Source organism: Mesorhizobium sp. M0030 (genome assembly GCF_040323695.1).
In the GTDB taxonomy this organism is placed as follows: domain Bacteria; phylum Pseudomonadota; class Alphaproteobacteria; order Rhizobiales; family Rhizobiaceae; genus Mesorhizobium.
Genome location: NZ_JAMYVE010000004.1, coordinates 219,665 through 240,195 on the forward strand (window position 1 = coordinate 219,665; position 20,531 = coordinate 240,195).

The window sequence follows — 20,531 nt, forward strand, 5'->3', positions numbered from 1 at the left end:
CCGTCGTGAAAGGAGCGCATCTGATGCGCAATCGAATCAAGGCTGCAGGCATCGCAGGAATGCTTCTCGCAATCGGCATCGCCAGCGCGGCCTATGCGCCGACAATCGCTCCGGTTTCGACCGCGCAGGCGCAAACGGAATATCTTCCCACCGAAAAGGATTTCATCGGCAAATGGAGCATCGCAGGGTCCGCAATCCGGCCACCGCGTGATCTGAAAGAGGCGGCGAAGCCCGACCAGGAAGCGTCTGCGACCGAATTTCAGCAGACTGTGACCGCCTTTTATGGCGCCTTCGACTATCTGGAGATCACGGCGGACGGCCGCTACAATTTTCACCAACCGGGTGACCCGGCATCGGGGCCTTGCGTCTGGTGCGGGACATGGTCGTTCAAGAACGATTCCCTGTGGCTCGAACTGGACACGGCGCCCAGGCTCGACATCTACGCCGAGGGCGGCGACATGCAGATGACCTACACGGCCGAGCCTGAAGAGACGTCACGATACAAATGGCTTGTTTTCAGCTGGACCAAGGCTGATTGAACTGAGGGGTGAGGCGTTCTCGCGCACGCCAACCGAAGCATCGGTGTCAAGCCCGATCTCCTGAGGCGGGCAGTCAGTCCATGGTTGCATTGTGCGAGGAGTTCACCATGGCCATACTGCCCCTCCAATCAACGGAGGAGTAGCAGATGCGGCGTAGGACTTTGCTCGGGCTCGCGGTTTCCATCGCAGCCACCCTTTCAGCACCGGCGGCTTGGGCCGCCGATTTTCCGGACCGGACCATCACCATGGTTGTCCCCTTTTCCGCCGGTGGCTCGACGGATCTGGTCGCGCGCCTGGTCGCCAACAAGATGTCCGAAAAGCTGGGCCAGCAGATTGTCGTCGAAAATGTCGGCGGCGCCGGGGGCAGCATCGGCGCTGCCCAGGTCGCCCGAGCCGAACCGGACGGCTACACGATCCTGATGGGCACGGTCGCAACCCACGCGCTCAACCCGCTGATCCTGAAGACAAAGCCCTACGACGCGGAGAAGGATTTTGCGCCGATATCGTTGCTCGTGCTGGTGCCAAACGTCCTGGTCGTAAACCCTGAATTCCCCGCCAAGGACGTCAAGGAACTGATCGAGATGCTGAAGAAGGACCCGGACAAATATGCCTACGCCTCATCAGGCAATGGCACCCCGCTGCATCTCTCCGGCGAGCTTTTCAAGACGATGGCCGGCGTCAGTATGCAGCACATTCCCTACAAGGGCGCCGGACCGGCCTTGAACGACGTTATCGGCAATCAGGTGCCGATGATGTTCGACAACCTCCCCTCTTCATCGGGCCATATCAAGAGCGGGACGCTGAGAGCGCTTGGCGTCACCACCAAGGAGCGCGTTCCCTCCTTCCCCGACATACCGGCCATTGCCGAAACCATTCCCGGCTATGAAACCTACAGCTGGAACGCTCTGTTCGCGCCCGCAGGCACGCCGCCGGAGGTCGTCGCCGTTCTTCAGAAGGCGGCAGTTGAAGCCCTGAAAGACCCTGATGTGATCGCCCGCATGGCCCAGTTCAGCGCCTCGATAGTGGCCTCCACCCCGGAAGAGCTTGGAGCGCATGTGAAGGCCGAACTCGCCAAATGGGAACCGATCGTCAAGGCCAGCGGCGTTCAGCTGGACTAGGGCCTACGACAAAGTGCTGCGGGCTTTTTCCTGGCGCTACGGCGCCGGGGCCTCAAGTCGAGGCTGAGCCCGCCGCATGCCTTCGTCGCGGGCGCCGCGCATATAGCCGCGCGGCGAGGCCCCGAGCATGCGCTTGAACATGGTTATGAATGCCGGCACGCTGTCATAACCGAGGTCGAGCGCCACCCTGGTGATCGGCTCGCCATCGGCGAGCCTGGGAAGTGCCGCAAACAGGCAGGCCTGCTGGCGCCAAGTCGACAAGGACAGTCCGGTCTGGCGCTGGAAGGCGCGGGTGAAGGAGCGCCGGCTCATCCCCGCGGCATCGGCCCACTCGTCGATCGTGGCATGCGGCGACGGTGCCGCCACGAAGCGTCGGCAGAGCGCCGCCAGCCTGGGATCAGACGGGAACGGCAGGCCGAGCGGCCGTTCCGGCAAGGTCGGGATCTCGTGCAGCAAGAGGTTCATGATCAACCCGCCGCGGCCTTCCAGTTCGCCACCTTGCGGCAGCTTTTCCGATTCTACGATCAGGCTGTGCATCAGCTCGGTGACGCCGACGACACGCAAGCCTTCCGGCAGGCCGGGGATAGCGCCCGGCATGACATAGACCGAGCGCATCGAGACGTCGCCCAGCATTTCGACAGAATGCTCGGTGCCGGCCGGTATCCACATTGCGTGGTCGGGCGGCACCATCCAGCGCCCGTACCTGGTCGTCACCAGCACGACACCGACCAGCGCATGCAGCAGTTGGCTGCGGCTGTGGCGGTGTTGCGGCACGAGGTAACCGTCCGGATATTCGGTCGGCAAAGCCACCGCCGGCCCGGAAACCTCCTCCAGCCACTGCCAGCGGCTTTCGTGCAATCGGCCGAGATCGGCATTGCCGGCGCGGAAGATGTCCCTGCCATGTGGCATCGGCTATGGCCCACTTGCGAAACTATTGGACCAAACCACGAAAGAAGTCGCCTCGCAAGCGGCTTATAAGGCAGCCATCCCCAAGGCGCTCCGCAGGGGCGTCGCCCAAGCGCTTCAGACGAGCGTCCTTAAGGCGGTCCGCGGGAGCGGCCGCCAAGCCTGCCCGCGGGCAAACACCCGCCAAAAAGACCTCGGAGCCTGCCTTGACCGATACGACAGCCACCAGCATTGCACCGCAGCCAAGCGCCAGCCTCCCTTCAGCCCAGGCGACCGCCTTCACCGTCATTCTGGCGGTGAGCTTTTGCCACGGCATCAACGACATCATGCAATCGCTGCTGCCGGCGATCTATCCGCTGCTGAAAGAGAATTACGGTCTCGATTTCTGGCAGATCGGTCTTCTGACCTTCACCTTCCAGGTCACGGCGTCGCTGCTGCAGCCGGTCATCGGCATGATCACCGACAAGCGGCCAATGCCCTATTCGCTGCCCTACGGCATGGCGTCCTCGCTGATTGGCCTGATCGTTCTGGCCTATGCCGGCCACTATGCGCTGCTTCTGGTCGGCGCCTCGCTGATCGGAATCGGCTCGGCGATCTTCCATCCGGAATCCTCGCGCATTGCCCGCTTTGCCTCCGGCGGCCGCTTTGGCCTGGCGCAATCTTTGTTCCAGGTCGGCGGCAATTTCGGCCAGTCGATGGGGCCGCTGCTCGCTGCCTTCATCGTTGTGCCCTTCGGCCAGACCAGCATTTCATGGTTCGCCGTCGGGTCTCTGATCGGCATCATCGTTTTGTCGCGGGTCGGCGGCTGGTACAGCCGGATGCGCGCCGCGCAGGGCAATCGCAAGGCGGCAAGCTTCGTCTCCCCCTTCCCGCGCAAGAAGGTGATGGGAGCGCTGGCGGTGCTGACGCTGATGGTGCTGACCAAGAACGCCTACATCGCCTCGCTCTCCAGCTACTACACCTTTTATTCCATCCATAAGTTCGGCGTGTCGGTGCAGATGAGCCAGGTCATGCTGTTCCTGTTCCTCGGCGCCTCGGCGCTGGGCATCCTGCTCGGCGGACCGTTCGGCGACCGCTACGGCCAGAAGGCGATGATCTGGTTCTCGATCGTCGGCGTGCTGCCGTTCACGCTGGCGCTGCCCTACGCCAATTTCGAATGGACGATGGTGCTGACGGTGCTGATCGGCCTGATCCTGTCCTCGGCCTTCTCCAACATCGTCGTGTTTGCGCAGGAGTTGGTGCCGGGACGTGTCGGCACCATCGCCGGGATCTTCTTCGGCTTCGCCTTCGGCATGGGCGGCATTGCAGCCGCCGTGCTCGGCGTCGTCGCCGACATGAAGGGCATCGATTTCGTCTTCCAGATCTGCTCGTATCTGCCGCTGCTCGGCCTGCTGACGGTGTTCCTGCCCAACATGAAGGAAGCCAGGAAGGCGCAAGCGGCGGCCAGATAAAACCGGTCGATTTTGCGGATTTGACGCAGGGCGCGGCATTGCTGCGCCCTCTGTGATTCTTTCACCATGCGCTGGTTGAAAAGCCTGCTAGAGATAGTCATCAACGAAGGCTTGGGGCCTTCGACGTCTCTGGGGGATGACATGCGCAAGATCGTATTGGCCGTATTGGGTGTGCTTCTTGTTACCTTGCCGGCGACGGCACGCATCGTTCCCTTTCCGCCGGGTTTCAAGACGCAGTCCGTCGGAACCAACGGCACCAAACTCTATGTGCGCGTTGGCGGCAAGGGTCCCGCCGTCGTGCTGCTGCACGGCTTTGCCGATACCGGAGACATGTGGGGCGCCGCGGCCATCGCCCTCGCAAAGGACCACACCGTCATCGTGCCGGACCTGCGCGGCATGGGTCTGTCGGCCCACCCGGAAGCGGGCTACGCCAAGAAGAACCAGGCCGTCGACATCGCCGGCGTGTTGGATGCCCTGAAGATCGACAAGGCAGATCTCGTCACCCACGACATCGGCAACATGGTCGGCTATGCGCTCGCCGCTCAGTATCCCAAGCGCATCACCAAATGGGTCATCATCGATGCGCCGCTGCCCGGCATCGGCGATTGGGAAAAGATCAAGCAAAGCCCGCTGCTTTGGCACTTCAACTTCCGCGGCCCGGATATGGAGCGGCTGGTCGCAGGGCGCGAGCGCATCTATCTCGATCGCTTCTACAACGAACTGTCGGCAGACCCCAAGAAGATCGACGAGGCCACGCGCAAGCACTACGCCAGACTCTATGCCCGCCCGCATGCGATGCATGACGCTTTCGAGCAGTTCAAGGCGTTTGACCAGGACGCGATCGACAACCAGGCGATGCTTGCCGCCGGCGGCAAACTGACCATGCCGGTGCTGGCTGTCGGCGGTGAAAAATCCGCCGGCACCACGCAGGCCGATCTCCTGCGGCTTGTTGCGACCGATGTCACGGGCGGCATCGTGCCCGCTTCCGGACACTGGATCATGGAGGAAAACCCCGACGACACCGTCAAACTGATCACTGGTTTTCTCGATAAATAGGCACTGTCCCGCTGACATTTCGACGAAAGCAAATGCACCCGCCCGGCGGCGGGTGCCTTGCCTATCCAACTGGACGATGTCTATTCAACTGAACGATTCTACGCCTTGAAGAACGCCAGCAGGTCGGCATTGATGACATCGGCATGGGTCGTCGCCATGCCGTGCGGGAAGCCCTTGTAGACCTTGAGCTCGCCCTTTTTGAGCAGCTTGACAGCCAGCAGCGCGGAGTCGGCGATCGGAACGATCTGGTCGTCGTCGCCATGCATCACCAGCACCGGCACCTCGATGGCCTTCAGATCGTCGGTGAAGTCGGTTTCCGAGAACGCCTTGATGCAATCGTAATGCGCCTTGGTGCCGCCCATCATGCCCTGGCGCCACCAATTCTCGACGACAGCCTGCGACACCTGGGCGCCGGGGCGGTTGAAGCCGTAGAACGGGCCGGCCGCAACATCGTGGAAAAACTGGGCGCGGTTGGCTGCCTGGGCGGAGCGGAAACCATCGAACACCTCGATCGGCAGGCCACCCGGATTGGCCGCCGTCTTCAGCATGATCGGCGGCACCGCGCCGAGCAATGCGGCCTTGGCGACACGGCCACCGGAGCCGTACTTCGCGACATAACGGGCCACTTCGCCGCCACCGGTGGAATGGCCGACATGGATGGCGTCTCTGAGGTCGAGATGCGCCGCAAGTTCCGCGACATCGGCGGCATACGTATCCATCTCGTTGCCGGTATCGGTCTGGGTCGAGCGGCCATGGCCGCGCCGGTCATGGGCAATGACGCGGTAGCCCTTGGACAGGAAGAACAGCATCTGGGCGTCCCAGTCGTCGCTGCTCAGCGGCCAGCCGTGATGGAAGACGATGGGTTGTCCCGTTCCCCAATCCTTGTAGAAAATTTCGGTGCCGTCCTTGGTGGTGATCGTGCTGCTGCCGGGCTTGGTCATCTCGCTCTCCATTGATTGCTTCCGCGATAATCAATATCGCGATAACCATAAGACTAGCGCAGGTCCAAATCCTTGTCTACAGAAAAATATATCGCGATATCATTTTTCGTGGTACATATTGATGTGCTCAGTCGGCAAAGGAATGCCTCGTGCCTCTCCCGTTGGACAACCAGCTCTGCTTCACGCTTTACGCCACCAGCATGGCAATCAATCGCACCTACAAGCCCATGCTGGACGAGATGGGCATCACCTATCCGCAATATCTCGTGCTGAACTCACTTGCCGAAGCCGGCGGGATGTCGGTCGGCTCGATTGCGCACAGGCTCGCTTTGGAATCGAGCACCATCACGCCGCTGGTGAAGCGCATGGAACAGGCCGGTCTCGTCACCCGCCAGCGCAGCCAGACGGACGAGCGCCAAGTGCAGGTCGACCTGACGCCTGCCGGCCGCGCGCTGCTCGTCCAGTGCAACTGCCTCAACGAAACCCTAATCGAACGCTCGGGCATGACGATGGCTGATCTCGATGCCTTGAATCGGCGGATCCAGGCGCTGCGCGAAGCGTTGAGCAGCAAGCCGGACTAGCTGCCCTACAAACACGCCAGGCTTAATCCTTGCCGGCCAGCCAGCGCACGACGTTGCCCATCAGCTTGCCGTAGAGCGGCCAGCCGAGAAAGTCCTGCGACAGCCAGTGCGGGCCGATATCCGTCGCCCAGGCGACAGTGCGGCCGTGGCCAACGCTGCGAGCAGCAAGCAGCGGCCAGTCCGTGCCACGATAATGGCAGGTCGCCAGCAGCTGGGACGAGCCATCGCGCCTGAAATCGAGTTTGTTCATGCCGAGGATCGGCGGCAACGGGCCCGCGACACCGGCAAGGATTGGATGCGACGCCTGAAGGATCGACGGCTGCAGGCCTTGCGGCACTTCCAGCCCGTCCGAGAATGGCAGGCAGCGCACGGGCAGGATGTCCTCGACCGGGGTGTCGTGGAAACGCGCCGTGCCGAACATGCCCTGGAACCCCATATAGCCGCCGGCCAGCATCAGCCCGCCACCGCCTTCGACATAGGCCTTGAGGACGTCGAGGCGGTTGACGCCGATGCGCCCGGCGCGGGCCTCCGGCGTGACCAGCAAGGTCAGCGCGCCGACATCGGAGATCACCACCGCCTGGTATTCGGCCAGCGCGTCGAGGTCATACGGAAATTCGGCCGCGCAGCGATCGCCACCGATCTGCGTCACAGCTATGCCCTCTGCGGCAAGTGCGGCATTGAAGGCCGTCGCGCCGTTTACCCACGTCGCACTCGTCAGCACATCGCCGCCGGCGGCGACCGAGGTCGTCGCCGCGAAGGTCTCGCCTGCCAGCAAGAGTTTCATCGTCGCCCTCACGCTTTTCGACTGACAATTGAACGAGCGGGCGCCGGCTTGAACCGGCGCCCGCAAAGCCTTGGGAGGCTTAGAGCAATTCCAGGAAAAGTGTGACCGGTTTTCCGTCCGGAATTGCGTAAAACAAAGGGATAGAGCGGTTCGCCGTTTCCGTGAAACGGTGAAACGCTCTAGAACTTAAACTCGGCCAGGTTTTCCGGCGTCACGATCTTGGCCGGGCCGAGGATCAGTTCACCGCTGGCGCCGATCGTGTACTCGCCGAGCCTGCCTGCCGTGAACTTCTCACCTTCCTTGCCGGTGATCTTGCACTGCGCCAGCGCCTGGGCCGCCTGATAGGTCAGGTAGCCGAGATCGGTGACATTCCACCAGATATCCTGGGCAGCGCCATCCTTGATGTATTTCGAAATCAAAGTGGCCGGCGCAAGGCCGGTCAGCTTGACCTTGCCGATCATACCGGCTTCCTCGAGTGCGCGCGCGGCCGCCGGAAGGCCTATGCCTGCCGGCACGATGATCACCTTGAGATCCGGAAACGCCTGCACCAGCGCCAAGGCCTGCTGCTGGTTGACCTGCTCGCTCTCCTCGCCATAGGCGACCTGCACCAGTTTCATCTTGGCGTATTTCGGCTCTGCCGCCATCTTCGCCTTCATGAAGTCGATCCAGGCGTTCTGGTTGGTCGCCGTCGGCGTCGACGACAGGATGGCGAACTCGCCTTCGCCGCCGCTGAGGTTGAATGCGCTTTCCAGCATCATTTCGGCCAGACTGTCGCCCTTCACCTGGTTCACGAACACCGCGCGCGCATCGGCCGCGACGTCGGAATCGTACGATATCACCCGGACGCCTTGCTGAACGGCGCGCTTCAGCGCAGGCGCAACCGCATTGGCGTCGTTGCCGGCGATAGCGATGACCCCGACCTTCTGCGACACAAGGCTGTTGATGAATTCGATCTGTGCCTCGGCCGTCGCCTGCGACGGGGCGACCTGGGTGGCGGTGCCGCCAATTTCCTTCGCAGCCTCCTCGGCGCCGCCGAAAGCCACCTTGAAGTAGGGATCGGTGTCGAGCTTGGGCAGGAAGCCGACCGTTACAGGTTCCTTGGCGCATTCCTGGCTGTATGCCAGCGAGGCCGGCGCAAGCAGAACCGCGGATGCGAGCAGGGCTATTCTAAACGCTTTCATTGTGTCTCCTCCGTCAGAATTCGGGCTTGAAGAAAGGGGCCCGAGATCACCCCTTGGTTTCGCGCAGGACGCGCGATCTTGACAGCCGCTCCTCCAGGGAGCGCCAGTAATTGCCGACCAGCAGCGAGCCGATCAGAAGCAGGCCGATGATCATGCCTTGAGCGTCGCCGCCGATCTGGTTGAGCGCCAGCACATTTCGGATGATGGCGATCAACAGCAGCGCCAGCATGACCCCCGTGAGCCGCCCCTTACCACCGAAGACGCTGACGCCGCCGAGCAGCACGATGGTGATGACATCGAGCTCCATGCCGAGCGCATTGTTGGCGCGGGCGTTGGAGAGGCGCGCGGTATAGACGATGCCGGCGATGGCCGCGACCATGCCCGAAACGACGAACAGCTTCAGCACCATTTTGCGCGTATCGATGCCGGAATAACGCGCCACTTCGGGGCTGCCGCCGAGCGCATAGATGCGCTTGCCGGTCGGCGTCTTCTGCAGCACCACCGCGAAGATCGGCGCCAGCAGCAGGAACGGCACGATGGTCCACGGGATTTGTGTGCCCGGCAGATTGTTGATGCCGAAATCGACGACCGCCGGCGGCAATATGTTGACCGAACCGGTGCCGAGCAGGATGTAGCCAATGCCCCGATAGAGCGCCATGGTGCCGAGCGTCACCACCAGCGACTGCAGCCCCAGCCCTGAAACCAGATAGCCATTGAAGGCGCCGAGCAGGCCGCCGAAGACCAGCGTCAGCGGAATGGCCGCCAGCGTCGGCACGCCGCCCTGGACGAGCAGGCCAAACACCACGGATGTCAGCGCCAGCACAGAGGCGATCGACAGATCGATCTCGCGGGTGATGATGAGCAGCGTCATCGGCAGGATCAGCAACGCCTTTTCCGAGGCGCTCGCCGCCAGTTGAGAAAGGTTAAAGCCGGAAACGAAATTCGGCACGAAGACCGCCGCATAGATAAAGACGGCGAGGCAGGCGGTCGCCAGCAGCAGATCCCAGAAGTCGATCGAGCGGATAAACTTTCTCATCTCGCCCTCGCCTGTCTTGCCTGTTCGGCACGCCGCACGATGAAGGTGTCGATGCCGATGGCAACCAGGATCACCAGGCCATAGACGCCCTGCAACCAGAGCGGGTCGACACGCACCAGCGTCAGCCCGTTCTTGATGACCAAGAGCGTGAGCGCGCCGAGAATGATGCCGAGCAGCGTGCCCGAACCGCCACGGATGGCGACGCCGCCGACCACGGCGGAGGCGATCACGGTGAGCTCGAAGCCGAGCGCGACGCGGGCATCGATGGTGGCATAGCGCGATGCCCACAGCGCCCCGCACAGGCCGCCGAGCAAGCCGGCCATGCCGAAGGCCAGCAGGATGCGCCGGTCGACCGGAATGCCGATCAGCCGTGCGCCGTCCGGGTTGGAGCCGGTGGCAAACAGCTCGCGTCCGGTTGCGGTGCGATAGAGCAGCACATAGCCGGCGCACAGGATGAGAATGGCGATGACGACGATCAGCGGCACGCCGGCGATCTTCAGCCCGGTCATGTCGAGCCAGGCTTGCGTGACTTCGTCGGCGCTGACCTGGTCGCCCGCCGCCCAGATCGAGTTGAAGCCGCGGAAGATCGACATCGAAGCCAGCGTAACGACGATGGCCGGGATCTTTCCCCTGGTAACGACAAGGCCGTTGAGCAGTCCGGCAAAGCCGCCGACCGCGCAGGCGGTGATCAGGCCGATGCCGATGTCCAATCCGGGATAGGCCTGAACCATGCTGGCCGCCATATAGGCGGAGAGGCCGATCACAGCTGCGATCGACAGGTCGATGTTGCGGGTGATCAGCACCAGCATCTGCGCCAGTGCGGCGACAATCAGCAAGGCCGCGTCCATCGACACAGCGGTGAGGTTCGCCGCGCTCACCATGCGCGGGTTGATGATGGTGACCGGAATGGCGACGGCGAGCATCGCCGCAAGCAGGCCGAATTCCCGCCGCTTCAGAAAATCGAACGGTCCTTTTGCCTTTTCCTCCTCGGCGGCGCGTTCTATCTGCGCTGCCTGGCCGGCACGTTCATCGGTCCTGGTCGCCGCTTCCAGTACCTTTTCCTGCGTGGCTTGTCCGCGCGAAAACTCAGCAGTCTGGCGGCCTTCGCGCAGCACGATAATGCGGTCGCACATGCCGATCAGCTCGGGCATCTCTGACGAGATCAGCAGGATCGCCATGCCTTGCGCGGCAAGGTCAACGATCATTGCATGCACTTCCGCCTTGGTACCGACATCGATGCCTTGCGTCGGCTCGTCGAGGATGAGCACGCGCGGCTCGGTGCGCAGCCATTTGGCCAGCACCACCTTCTGCTGGTTGCCGCCGGATAACTCTTTCACCGGCTGCCCATAGCCGGAAAAGCGCAGCTTCATGCGCTTCAGCCAGTCCGCCACCAGACCGATGGCGCGGTCGGTGCCGTAGAGACCGCGTTGTGCGGCCTTGTCGAGAACAGGTAGCACCGCATTGTCGAGGATGGAGAAATCCATCACCAGGCTCTGGCCCATGCGATCTTCCGACACATAGGCGATGCGCGCATCCATGGCGTCGCGCGCCGAGGCGAACTGCACGGGCTTGCCGTCGATCAGGATTTCGCCGGCGTCGGGCCGGTCGATACCGAACAGCACGCGCGCAATCTCGGTGCGTCCGCTGCCGACCAGACCGCCAAGGCCGAGCACCTCACCTGCGTGAAGCTTGAGGTCGATGCCGGTAAAGCCGCCGGCGCGCGAAAGTCCCTTCCCCTCCAGCACCAGCGCGCCTGAGGCATGGCGCCGTTCGGGATAGAGGTCGGTGACTTCACGCCCGACCATCATGCTGATGGCGGCAGCGCGGCCAAGCTCGGCCTTCGGCTTGACGCCGATCAGGCGCCCGTCACGCAGCACGGCGATGCGGTCGGCGATGCGGAAGATTTCATCCATGCGGTGGCCGACGAACATCATCGCCACGCCATGCAGCCTGAGATCGGCAACGACGGAAAACAGCCGCTCGACCTCGCGCTGTGACAGCGCCGCCGTGGGCTCGTCCATGATCAGCACGCGGGCATCCAGCGACAGCGCGCGGGCGATCTCGACCAGTTGTTGTTCAGAGGTACGCAGTGTTCCCAGCCGCGTTGCCGCCGGCACGTCGAGCCCGACGGTAGCCAGCACCTTGCGGGCGCCGGCCAGCATGGCGGCATTGTCGATGCCGCCAAAGCGGTCGCGCGGCATGTGGCCGAGATAGATGTTCTCCGCCACCGACAGATCGGGAAACAGGCCAGGATGCTGGTGCATGACCGCAATGCCGGCCGCCTGCGCGTCATGCGGCGAATGGAAGACGGCTGATTTGCCGTCAACCTCGACATGACCGCTGGTGGGAGAATGCACACCGGCCAGAAGCTTCACGCAGGTGCTCTTGCCGGCGCCGTTTTCGCCAAGCAGCGCCAGCACCTCGCCGGAGCGCAATTCGAAGGAGGCGTCCTTGAGCGCAATCGTGCCGCCGAAAGCCTTCGTCGCCTGAACCAGGGCAACAGGAACAGCCCGCACCACCGCAGCGTCGGCTTCGCTTTGTGTGCCCGAGTGCAGCACGTCTCCTCCTTGACTAGTTATTTTTTCAATTTGCTATATTAAATAGCGCAAAGGCGCAACGGCAAAATTGACTTCCATGGTTCCGACGCGCACTGTCGCCGCCTACATAGGCACCGCAGGGTGCGCTCGGCCGCAGGTGGTTTGCGGGCTTCGCGCCGGGAACGGGACATTTGGGGAGTGTGCGGGTTTTGTCAGGAAAAGGCAGCAATTCTGTCAAAGTTCGGCACTATAATGAGCGTTTCGTGCTCGACGCCATCCGTCGCCTCAAGGAAGCCTCCAAGTCCGATCTGGCGCGCGCGGCAAGCCTGACGCCGGCGGCCGTCGCTGCCATCGTCGACGGCCTGGAATCTTCCGGATTCGTAAAGCAAGTGGGAAAAAGGTTCGGGCAGCGCGGTTCGCCCTCCACGCTGTACCGGCTGACGCCGGAGCGCATCTACAGCGTCGGCATCAAGATCGGCCGGCGTGCGCTTGAAGCCGTTCTGGTCGACTTCGCCGGTGAAATCCGCGCAAGAGAGTCGCACGAATACCGCTTCCCCGATCCTGATTTGGTGCTGAAGGCCGGCAACATGGCGCTGGCCACCTTCGAAAAGCTGGTGGATGGGCTTGGCGATGCCAGCATCGTCGGCGTCGGCATTGCCTCACCCTATTTCCTCGGCGGCTGGAGCGAGGAACTCGGCTTTCCCGACGATCTCGGCAGCCGCTGGGAGGCGATCGACCTGACGACATGCTTTGCCACTCCGGCGAAGACGCCGGTGTTCGTGGAAAACGACGCCACGTCGGCGGCGCTGGCCGAACTTGTCCAGGGCGCCGGCGCCCGCTTTCGCGATTTCATGCACATCTCGATCGACACTTTTGTCGGCGGCGGCCTGGTGCAAGGCGGCAGGGTCCATACCGGGCCGCATGGCAACAGCGCTGCCCTCGGACCCTTGCCGGTCTCGCCCTCAAGCCTCGATTCGGTGGCGGCGAAGCCTGCGCGCTACCAGAGCCTGCTGCATCGCGCCTCGATCTATGTGCTGGTCAATCACCTGAGGTCGCGCGGCGTGGTGATCAATCGTGTGCGGGAACTCGATCCGTTGCCAGCCGAAGCGCGCGTGCCGCTGTTCGAATGGATCGACGATTGTGCGAGCGCGCTGGTCGAGGCGATCATCGCCATCACCTCCATCATCGACATCGAGGCCATCGTTCTCGACTCGATCCTGCCCAGGCCGATCCATCTCGAACTGCTGGCAAGGGTGCAGACCCAGTTCAACCAGGCCAGCGCAATCGGCATCGTGGCGCCGGAGATCGTGTCGGGGCAATTCGGCCCTGAGGCCTCCTCGATCGGCGCTGCCATGCTTCCGTTCTCGGCGCTGCTGGCGCCCGACAGCGGCGTGCTCATGATCGGCAAGGACCGGACGAAACTGCTGAGCGCTCTGTCCACGCTGGGTGGCGCCAAGGGAAACGGATCAAATCCGCCCACCGACCTGCCGGCCTGAGCGCAATGCGGCGCGCCCAACGCAGGCATCGGCCGCCCTTGCCCGCCATGGCTTGCACGCCTGCCCGCCTTCCGCTATAGAGCCGCCACCCGCGTAGACACCCTTGGAGGCAACGCGGCGGAAGGCTGCCTTCCCTTGTGATCCCGAACAAAGCTCCGCGTATGCGGTTTCTGGCATTCGGACATCCAGGCCTGGCGGCTTTCGACGTTTACGGTCCAGGCACACTGCCACCGCAAACGCTCCATAAAACGCGAAAGGAAATGCCATGAGCCACGATACTTACGAGCTCAAGGCCGAAGCGCGCGAACAGGTCGGTAAGGGGTCCGCCCGTGCAGTTCGCCGCAACGGTAAAGTGCCTGCAGTTATCTACGGCGACAGACAGCCTCCCCTGGCGATTGCGCTGAACTACAAGGACGTCTTCTACAAAATCCATGGCGGCGGGTTTTTGACCACGATCGCCACGATCGATGTCGACGGCAAGAAAATCCAGGTTCTGCCCAAGGATTTCCAGCTCGACCCGGTCAAGGATTTCCCGGTCCATGTCGACTTCCTGCGCATCGGCAAGGACACCGAGGTCAACGTCGACGTGCCCGTCCACTTCATCAATGAAGACAAGTCGCCCGGCATCAAACGCGGCGGCGTGCTCAACATCGTGCGTCACGAAGTCGAGTTCCACTGCCCGGCCAATGCGATCCCGGAATTCATCACCGTCGATCTCACCGGCGCCGACATTGGCGATTCGATCCACATCTCGGCGGTTACCTTGCCGGCCGGCGTCAAGCCGGTGATCTCCGATCGCGATTTCACCATCGCGACCATTGCCGGCTCCTCGGCGATGAAGCCGGAGACGGAAGAGACGGCGGAAGCGGCAGCCCCCGAAGCGGCGGCTCCTGCTGCCGAAGAGAAGTAATTTTCGGGCCCGGAGTTCACGATGCTTGTCTTTGCAGGCCTCGGCAATCCGGGCGCGAAATACGCTGATAACCGGCACAATGTCGGCTTCATGGCGGCGGACGCAATTGCCCGCCGCCATTCGTTTTCGCCCTGGTCGAAGAAGTTCCAGGGCCTGATCGCCGAAGGCACGATTGCCGGCGAAAAGATTCTTCTGATCAAGCCGCAGACCTTCATGAACCTGTCGGGACAGCCGGTCGGCGAAGCCCTGCGCTTCTACAAGCTCGGCCCCGAGGCGCTGACCGTCTTTTACGACGAGATCGACCTGCCGGCCGGCAAATTGCGGGTCAAGGTCGGCGGTGGCGCCGGCGGACACAACGGCATCCGCTCGCTCGACCAGCATGTCGGTAAGAACTTTCGCCGCGTGCGCATCGGCGTCGGCCACCCCGGTGTCCCGGAAATGGTGCACGGCCATGTCCTAGGCGACTTCGCCAAGGCCGACCGCGGGTGGCTGGACGTGCTGCTCGACACCATCGCCGACGATGCCGGACTGCTGGCCAAGGGCGAAGACAGTTCCTTCATGAACCGCATCACGCTGGCGCTTCGCGACAAGCTCGTGCCGACCAGCGACGACGACCGCCCGCCGCCCAAGGCGCCGAACACGCAGAGCCCGAAAGCCCAGAGCCACATCCGCCAGGCCCGACCGCAGCAGGCGCCAACCAAGCTGCCGGAAAGCGGCCCGATGGCGGCGATGTTGAAGAAGCTGTTCGGCAAGAAGGACTGAGCTTCGATAGGATCGGGACCGCAGGGCTTGACGTTCCTTACCCCTATCGCCCATAGCCCTCATCAAATTTCTAGTTTCCCGATAGGACCGGACGAACATGGGTTTCAAATGCGGTATCGTTGGCTTGCCCAACGTCGGCAAGTCGACGCTTTTCAACGCGTTGACCAGGACGGCGGCGGCGCAGGCCGCCAACTATCCGTTCTGCACCATCGAACCGAACACCGGCGAGGTGGCAGTGCCTGACCCGCGGCTGCAGAAGATCGCCGCGATCGCCAAGTCGAAAGAGATCATCCCGACCCGCATCTCCTTCGTCGACATTGCCGGCCTGGTGCGCGGCGCCTCCAAGGGCGAAGGGCTGGGCAACCAGTTCCTCGCCAACATCCGCGAGGTCGACGCCATCGTCCACGTGCTGCGCTGCTTCGAGGATGACGACATCACCCATGTCGAGGGCAAGATCGACCCTGTCGCCGACGCCGATACAGTCGAGACCGAGTTGATGCTCGCCGACCTCGACAGCCTCGAGCGCCGCATCGTGCAGTTCCGCAAGCGCGCCGGCAGCAAGGACAAGGAAGCAACCACCGTGCTGCCGATGATGGAGGCAGCGCTCGAGCTGCTGCAGGCCGGCAAGCCGACCCGCATCCTGCTCAAGGGCATTTCAGCCGAGGATTTGCGCATCCTGCAGGGGCTGAACCTGTTGACCTCGCACCCCGTGCTCTATGTCTGCAACGTCGCCGAAGCCGACGCCGCCACCGGCAACGAGCACACCAAGGCCGTGGAAAAGATGGCGACAGCGCAGGGCGCCGGCACCGTCGTAATCTCGGCCGCGATCGAGGCCGAAGTCGCCCAGCTCTCGGACGAAGAAGAGATGGAGTTCCTGTCGTCGCTCGGTCTCGACGAACCCGGCCTCAACAAGGTCATCCGCGCCGGCTATGATCTGTTGCATCTCATCACCTATTTCACCGCCGGGCCGAAAGAGACGCGCGCCTGGACCATCCACAAGGGCGACAAGGCCCCGCAGGCCGCCGGCGTCATCCACACCGACTTCGAGCGCGGCTTCATCCGCGCCCAGACCATCGCCTATAACGACTACGTCACGCTGGGCGGCGAAGTGGCGGCCAAGGAGGCCGGCAAGGCGCGCGACGAAGGCAAGGAATATGTCGTCCAGGACGGCGACGTGCTGCTGTTCAAGTTCAACACCTGAGACGCCGAGGCATCTCGCGGCTCGCGCGCTGACGGCGGCCGATCACAGCTGCGTCAAGTGGAGGAGCCAGCCTGCCGCTTCGCTTGACTGCCTTTGGCACCGGGTCTAAAGGCCCTCTGCATCCGACTGGCCGTGGCCGTGGGAACTGCCGCGCGTGCAAGACCCATCGCTATCGAACGGAACCTCTTGGGCTCAACCAATGGAGAGCGGCGATGATCAAGGCCTTCGTCGTCGACAATGACCGCCTGCGCCCCGCCGACGATCTCGTGGCCAATGGCGATCACGTCGTCTGGGCCGACCTTCTCAACCCGACCAAGGAAGAAGAAACAGCGATCGAGACCTGGCTCGGCGTCGCCATCCCGACGCGCGAGGAGATGGAGGAGATCGAGATTTCGAGCCGCCTCTACATCGAGGACGGCGCCTACTTCATGACGGCCACCTTGCCGGCGCAGACCGAGATCGATGATCCCTTGATGTCACCGGTTACCTTTGTGCTTGCCGGCCCGAGACTGGTCACCATCCGCTATCATGAGCCGAAGGCGTTCAAGACCTTTCCCCTGCGCGCCGAGAAGGTGGCGACAGGCTGCACCACCGGCAACACCATCCTGATCGGCCTGCTGGAGGCGATCGTCGATCGCCTAGCCGATATTCTCGAACGCGCTGGCCGTGACATCGAGACGATCTCGCGCGATATCTTCGAAGCGCGGTCGACCAAGGTGAACAAGCGCAATCGCGACTTCCAGGAACTGCTCAAGGCCATCGGCCGCAAGGAGGACATTGCCTCCTCGATCCGCGACAGCCTTATCTCGCTGCAGCGCCTCACCGGCTTCCTTGCCCATGTCGCGACCCAGATCAAGATGAGCAAGGACGTCCGCGCCCGCATCAAGACAGTATCGCGCGACGTGCTGTCGCTCGCCGACCACGCCACCTTCCTGTCGCAGAAGATCTCGTTCCTGCTCGACGCGACGCTCGGCATGATCTCGATCGAGCAGAACGCCATAATCAAGATCTTCTCGGTCGCCGCCGTCATCTTCCTGCCGCCGACACTGGTAGCTTCGATCTACGGCATGAATTTCGACGTCATCCCGGAGCTGAAATGGGAGCTCGGCTATCCCTTCGCCATCGGCCTGATGATCCTGTCGGCGATCCTGCCGTTCTGGTATTTCCGCCGCCGCGGCTGGTTGTAGGCCCAATAGAATTCGCTTGACCAAACGCCGCCCGGACGGCATCCGGATGCCCGGTGATCGTACAACCGGATTGGGATCATGACCGCAAAAAGCTGGGCCTACGAGGATTTCACCGAGGGCGCATCGATCGACCTCGGCGCCAAGCAGGTGAGTGCGGCCGAAATCATCGAATTCGCCACCGAATTCGACCCGCAGCCGATGCATCTCGACGAAGCCGCCGGCAAGGCCAGCATCCTTGGCGGCTTGGCCGCCTCCGGCTGGCACACCTGCGCGATCTTCATGCGCATGCTGTGCGACGCCTTCCTGCTCGACTCGACCGCGCAAGGCGCGCCCGGCATAGACCAGGTCAAATGGAAGAAGCCGGTGCTGGCCGGCGACACGCTGGCCGGCAGCACCAGCGTGCTTGCCAGGCGCCTGTCGAAATCCAGGCCTCAGCTCGGCCTCGTCACCTTGCGCAGCGAACTGTTCAACCAGCGCGGTGAAAGCGTCTTCGAACTCGAAAACACCGTCATGTTCTTGACCCGCGAGGCCGGCGCATGAGTCTCGACGCGTTCTTCCGCATCGGCGATACCATCAACCTCGGTTCGCACACATTCGAAGCCGAGGCGATCAAGGCGTTCGCCCGCAAGTACGATCCACAGGTCTTTCATGTCGACGAGGAGGCGGCGAAGAAAAGCGTGTTCGGCCGCCTCTGCGCCTCAGGCTGGCACACCGCGGCCACCTGGATGAAGCTCAATCTCAAAAATCCTATGGACGCTTCTCAATGGACCGGACCCGGCCCGGTACCAGAATTCGGCCCCTCCCCCGGCTTCAGGAACCTGAAATGGCCAAAGCCGGTCTATGCCGGAGAAACCGTCACCTTCATGCGCACGGCCCTGTCCCACCGCCCGCTCGCCACCCGCCCCGGCTGGCGGCTGCTCGCGCTGCGCTCGGAAGGATTCGATTCTACGGGCGACAAGGTGCTGGAGTTCGACAGCGCGGTGCTGGTGAAGGCTGGGTAGGGCTAGGGTTTAGGCAGTAGGGATTAGGCAGCAGTGGGTGCTGCTCCTTGCACGGAATGCGGAGCTTCACTCCCTACTCCCTACTCCCTACTCCCTAATGCCCCTCAAACCCGATCAACGTCCGCACCGGCACGCCCAGCGCTTCGAGCTTCGCCCGTCCGCCGAGATCCGGCAGGTCGATGACGAAGCACGCGGCAAGAATATCGGCGCCGATCTGCCTCAGCAGCTTGACCGCCGCCTCCGCCGTGCCGCCGGTCGCGATCAGGTCGTCAACCAGGATCACCTTCTCGCCCGGCGCAACGCCGTCCTTGTGCATCTCCATCTCGTCCAGCCCGTATTCCAGGCTGTAGGCGACGCGTACCGTCTCGTAAGGCAACTTGCCCTTCTTGCGGATCGGCACGAAGCCGGCCGAAAGCTGGTGCGCGACCGCACCGCCGAGGATGAAGCCACGCGCCTCGATGCCGGCGATCTTGTCGATCTTCTGGCCGGCATAGGGATGCACCAGCTCGTCGATGGCGCGGCGGAAGGCGCGCGCATTGCCGAGCAAAGTGGTGATGTCGCGAAACAGGATACCGGGCTTGGGGTAGTCCGGAATGGTGCGGATCGCGGCGAGCAGCGTGTCTTCGAGCGAGGATTTCATGGGTCGAGATTACCTGAAACGGAGGTTGTTGCGCGACAATTGTTCGATCGAACTGCAGCCCATCAGCTTCATGCCGCGCTCGATCTCGATCCGCATCTGCTCCAGCGCCCGCTCGACGCCCGGCTGTCCGGCCGCCGCCAAGGGGAACAGATAGTAGCGGCCGACGCCAACAGCCTTGGCGCCGAGCGACAGCGCCTTCAGCACATGGGTGCCGCGCTGCACGCCGCCATCCATGATGACGTCTATTCTGTCGCCGACGGCATCGACGATCTCGGCCAGTTGGTCGAACGCCGCCCGCGAGCCGTCCAGCTGCCGGCCGCCATGGTTGGACAGCACAATGCCGCTGCAGCCGATCTCGACGGCGCGCTTGGCATCCTCCACCGACATGACGCCCTTGAGACAGAACGGACCTCCCCACAGTCTGACCATCTCGGCAACATCGTCCCAGGTCATCGACGGATCGAGCATCTCGGTGAAGTAGCGGCTGATCGACATCGTGCCGCCGCCCATGTCGACATGCTCGTCGAGCTGCGGCAGCTTGAATCCCTCATGGGTGAAATAGTTGATCGCCCATCCCGGCTTCAGCGCGAACTGCAGCATGCCGGCAAGGTTGAGCTTGAAGGGGATGGCAAAGCCGGTGCGCTTGTCGCGCTCGCGGTTGCCTCCGGTGATGCTGTCGACGGTCAGCATCATCACTTCGACTCCAACCGCTTTCGCCCGCTGCATCATCGCCCGGTTGAGGCCGCGATCCCGGTGGAAATAGAACTGGTAGACCTGCGGGCTGCTGCTGATCTTGCGCGCTTCCTCAAGACTGACGGTGCCGAGCGAGGACACGCCAAACATAGTGCCGAATTTGGCCGAAGCCTTGGCCACCGCGCGCTCGCCTTGATGATGGAACAGCCGCTGCAAGGCGGTCGGCGAGCAATAGACGGGCATGGCCAGCTTCTGGCCCATCACCGTCACCGACATGTCGATCTCGCTTACCCCGCGCAGCACGTTGGGAACGAGGTCGCAGCGCTCGAAACTCTCGGTGTTGCGGCGATAGGTGACCTCGTCGTCGGCCGCGCCATCGATGTAGTTGAAGATTGGGCCCGGCAACCGCTGCTGGGCCATGCGCCGGAAATCGGAAAAGTTGTGACAGTCGCGTAGCCGCATCATCGATCCAAATGCCCCTCTAGCCGGCTATCCGCCGGGCGCGCGTGCA

The 20,531-nt window shown here is 63.0% G+C and carries 20 protein-coding genes; 12 read left to right on the top strand and 8 right to left on the bottom strand.

Features of this window, described 5'->3' with window-relative positions:
* Positions 1-23: 23 nt before the first annotated feature.
* Positions 24-539 (top strand): hypothetical protein, encoded by a 516-nt coding sequence (locus NKJ80_RS11155; protein WP_352497569.1) that lies wholly within the window; start codon positions 24-26, stop codon positions 537-539.
* A 146-nt stretch (positions 540-685) separates the two neighbouring features.
* The gene (locus tag NKJ80_RS11160) at positions 686-1,657 is read left to right on the top strand and encodes a Bug family tripartite tricarboxylate transporter substrate binding protein (RefSeq protein ID WP_023691573.1); all 972 of its coding nucleotides are present in this window, start codon (positions 686-688) and stop codon (positions 1,655-1,657) included.
* A 36-nt stretch (positions 1,658-1,693) separates the two neighbouring features.
* Here the strand turns inward: NKJ80_RS11160 and NKJ80_RS11165 are convergent, their stop codons facing one another.
* Positions 1,694-2,566: an AraC family transcriptional regulator gene (locus tag NKJ80_RS11165; RefSeq protein ID WP_023711149.1), complete on the bottom strand. Its 873-nt coding sequence runs from the start codon at positions 2,564-2,566 to the stop codon at positions 1,694-1,696.
* Positions 2,567-2,769: 203 nt separating this feature from the next.
* On the opposite strand from NKJ80_RS11165, the gene NKJ80_RS11170 reads away from it, so the two are divergent.
* Together NKJ80_RS11170 and NKJ80_RS11175 are read left to right on the top strand one after the other, a co-directional pair.
* The gene (locus NKJ80_RS11170; protein ID WP_352497570.1) at positions 2,770-4,014 is read left to right on the top strand and encodes an MFS transporter; all 1,245 of its coding nucleotides are present in this window, start codon (positions 2,770-2,772) and stop codon (positions 4,012-4,014) included.
* 141 nt (positions 4,015-4,155) lie between these two features.
* On the top strand, positions 4,156-5,070 hold the full coding sequence (locus NKJ80_RS11175; RefSeq protein WP_352497571.1) for an alpha/beta fold hydrolase: 915 nt from the start codon (positions 4,156-4,158) through the stop codon (positions 5,068-5,070).
* A 98-nt stretch (positions 5,071-5,168) separates the two neighbouring features.
* Here the strand turns inward: NKJ80_RS11175 and NKJ80_RS11180 are convergent, their stop codons facing one another.
* Complete coding sequence (locus tag NKJ80_RS11180) at positions 5,169-6,011, bottom strand: alpha/beta fold hydrolase (RefSeq protein ID WP_155923731.1); 843 nt, start codon at positions 6,009-6,011, stop codon at positions 5,169-5,171.
* A 149-nt stretch (positions 6,012-6,160) separates the two neighbouring features.
* On the opposite strand from NKJ80_RS11180, the gene NKJ80_RS11185 reads away from it, so the two are divergent.
* Positions 6,161-6,592, top strand: a complete 432-nt coding sequence (locus NKJ80_RS11185) for a MarR family winged helix-turn-helix transcriptional regulator (RefSeq protein ID WP_352497572.1) — start codon at positions 6,161-6,163, stop codon at positions 6,590-6,592.
* Positions 6,593-6,614: 22 nt separating this feature from the next.
* Here the strand turns inward: NKJ80_RS11185 and NKJ80_RS11190 are convergent, their stop codons facing one another.
* The 4 genes from NKJ80_RS11190 to NKJ80_RS11205 form a co-directional block, all read right to left on the bottom strand.
* Positions 6,615-7,376: a glutamine amidotransferase gene (locus NKJ80_RS11190; RefSeq protein ID WP_023670042.1), complete on the bottom strand. Its 762-nt coding sequence runs from the start codon at positions 7,374-7,376 to the stop codon at positions 6,615-6,617.
* A 179-nt stretch (positions 7,377-7,555) separates the two neighbouring features.
* A complete protein-coding gene (locus NKJ80_RS11195; RefSeq protein ID WP_023701576.1) occupies positions 7,556-8,557 on the bottom strand; it encodes a rhamnose ABC transporter substrate-binding protein in 1,002 nt (333 codons plus the stop codon).
* Positions 8,558-8,603: 46 nt separating this feature from the next.
* Positions 8,604-9,593 (bottom strand): ABC transporter permease, encoded by a 990-nt coding sequence (locus NKJ80_RS11200; protein WP_023814995.1) that lies wholly within the window; start codon positions 9,591-9,593, stop codon positions 8,604-8,606.
* Complete coding sequence (locus NKJ80_RS11205; protein WP_023814994.1) at positions 9,590-12,151, bottom strand: ATP-binding cassette domain-containing protein; 2,562 nt, start codon at positions 12,149-12,151, stop codon at positions 9,590-9,592. Before NKJ80_RS11205 ends, NKJ80_RS11200 begins: the two co-directional genes overlap by 4 nt.
* A 242-nt stretch (positions 12,152-12,393) precedes the next feature.
* Between NKJ80_RS11205 and NKJ80_RS11210 the strand changes: the two genes are divergently transcribed.
* The 7 genes from NKJ80_RS11210 (at position 12,394) to NKJ80_RS11240 (ending at position 18,687) form a co-directional block, all read left to right on the top strand.
* Positions 12,394-13,626 carry an ROK family transcriptional regulator gene (locus tag NKJ80_RS11210; RefSeq protein ID WP_023701572.1) on the top strand — a complete coding sequence of 411 codons (1,233 nt, stop codon included), beginning with the start codon at positions 12,394-12,396 and terminating at the stop codon, positions 13,624-13,626.
* A gap of 265 nt (positions 13,627-13,891) precedes the next feature.
* Positions 13,892-14,536 (top strand): 50S ribosomal protein L25/general stress protein Ctc, encoded by a 645-nt coding sequence (locus NKJ80_RS11215; RefSeq protein WP_023686131.1) that lies wholly within the window; start codon positions 13,892-13,894, stop codon positions 14,534-14,536.
* Between the two features lie 21 nt (positions 14,537-14,557).
* On the top strand, positions 14,558-15,298 hold the full coding sequence (gene pth / locus NKJ80_RS11220; protein ID WP_352497573.1) for an aminoacyl-tRNA hydrolase: 741 nt from the start codon (positions 14,558-14,560) through the stop codon (positions 15,296-15,298).
* A gap of 97 nt (positions 15,299-15,395) precedes the next feature.
* Positions 15,396-16,499, top strand: coding sequence for a redox-regulated ATPase YchF (ychF, locus tag NKJ80_RS11225; protein ID WP_023695807.1), 1,104 nt, complete (start codon positions 15,396-15,398; stop codon positions 16,497-16,499).
* A 212-nt stretch (positions 16,500-16,711) separates the two neighbouring features.
* Positions 16,712-17,686: a magnesium/cobalt transporter CorA gene (gene corA / locus NKJ80_RS11230; protein WP_023695808.1), complete on the top strand. Its 975-nt coding sequence runs from the start codon at positions 16,712-16,714 to the stop codon at positions 17,684-17,686.
* A 78-nt stretch (positions 17,687-17,764) separates the two neighbouring features.
* Positions 17,765-18,226, top strand: coding sequence for a MaoC family dehydratase (locus NKJ80_RS11235; RefSeq protein ID WP_023670033.1), 462 nt, complete (start codon positions 17,765-17,767; stop codon positions 18,224-18,226).
* Positions 18,223-18,687 (top strand): MaoC family dehydratase, encoded by a 465-nt coding sequence (locus tag NKJ80_RS11240; RefSeq protein WP_023695809.1) that lies wholly within the window; start codon positions 18,223-18,225, stop codon positions 18,685-18,687. Before NKJ80_RS11235 ends, NKJ80_RS11240 begins: the two co-directional genes overlap by 4 nt.
* A gap of 94 nt (positions 18,688-18,781) precedes the next feature.
* On the opposite strand, the gene NKJ80_RS11245 is transcribed toward NKJ80_RS11240, so the two are convergent.
* Both NKJ80_RS11245 and NKJ80_RS11250 read right to left on the bottom strand, forming a co-directional pair.
* Complete coding sequence (locus tag NKJ80_RS11245) at positions 18,782-19,327, bottom strand: adenine phosphoribosyltransferase (RefSeq protein ID WP_013529989.1); 546 nt, start codon at positions 19,325-19,327, stop codon at positions 18,782-18,784.
* A gap of 9 nt (positions 19,328-19,336) precedes the next feature.
* Entirely contained in the window at positions 19,337-20,482 is a 1,146-nt protein-coding gene (locus NKJ80_RS11250) for an alpha-hydroxy acid oxidase (RefSeq protein WP_023670030.1), read from the bottom strand.
* Between the last annotated feature and the right edge of the window lie 49 nt (positions 20,483-20,531).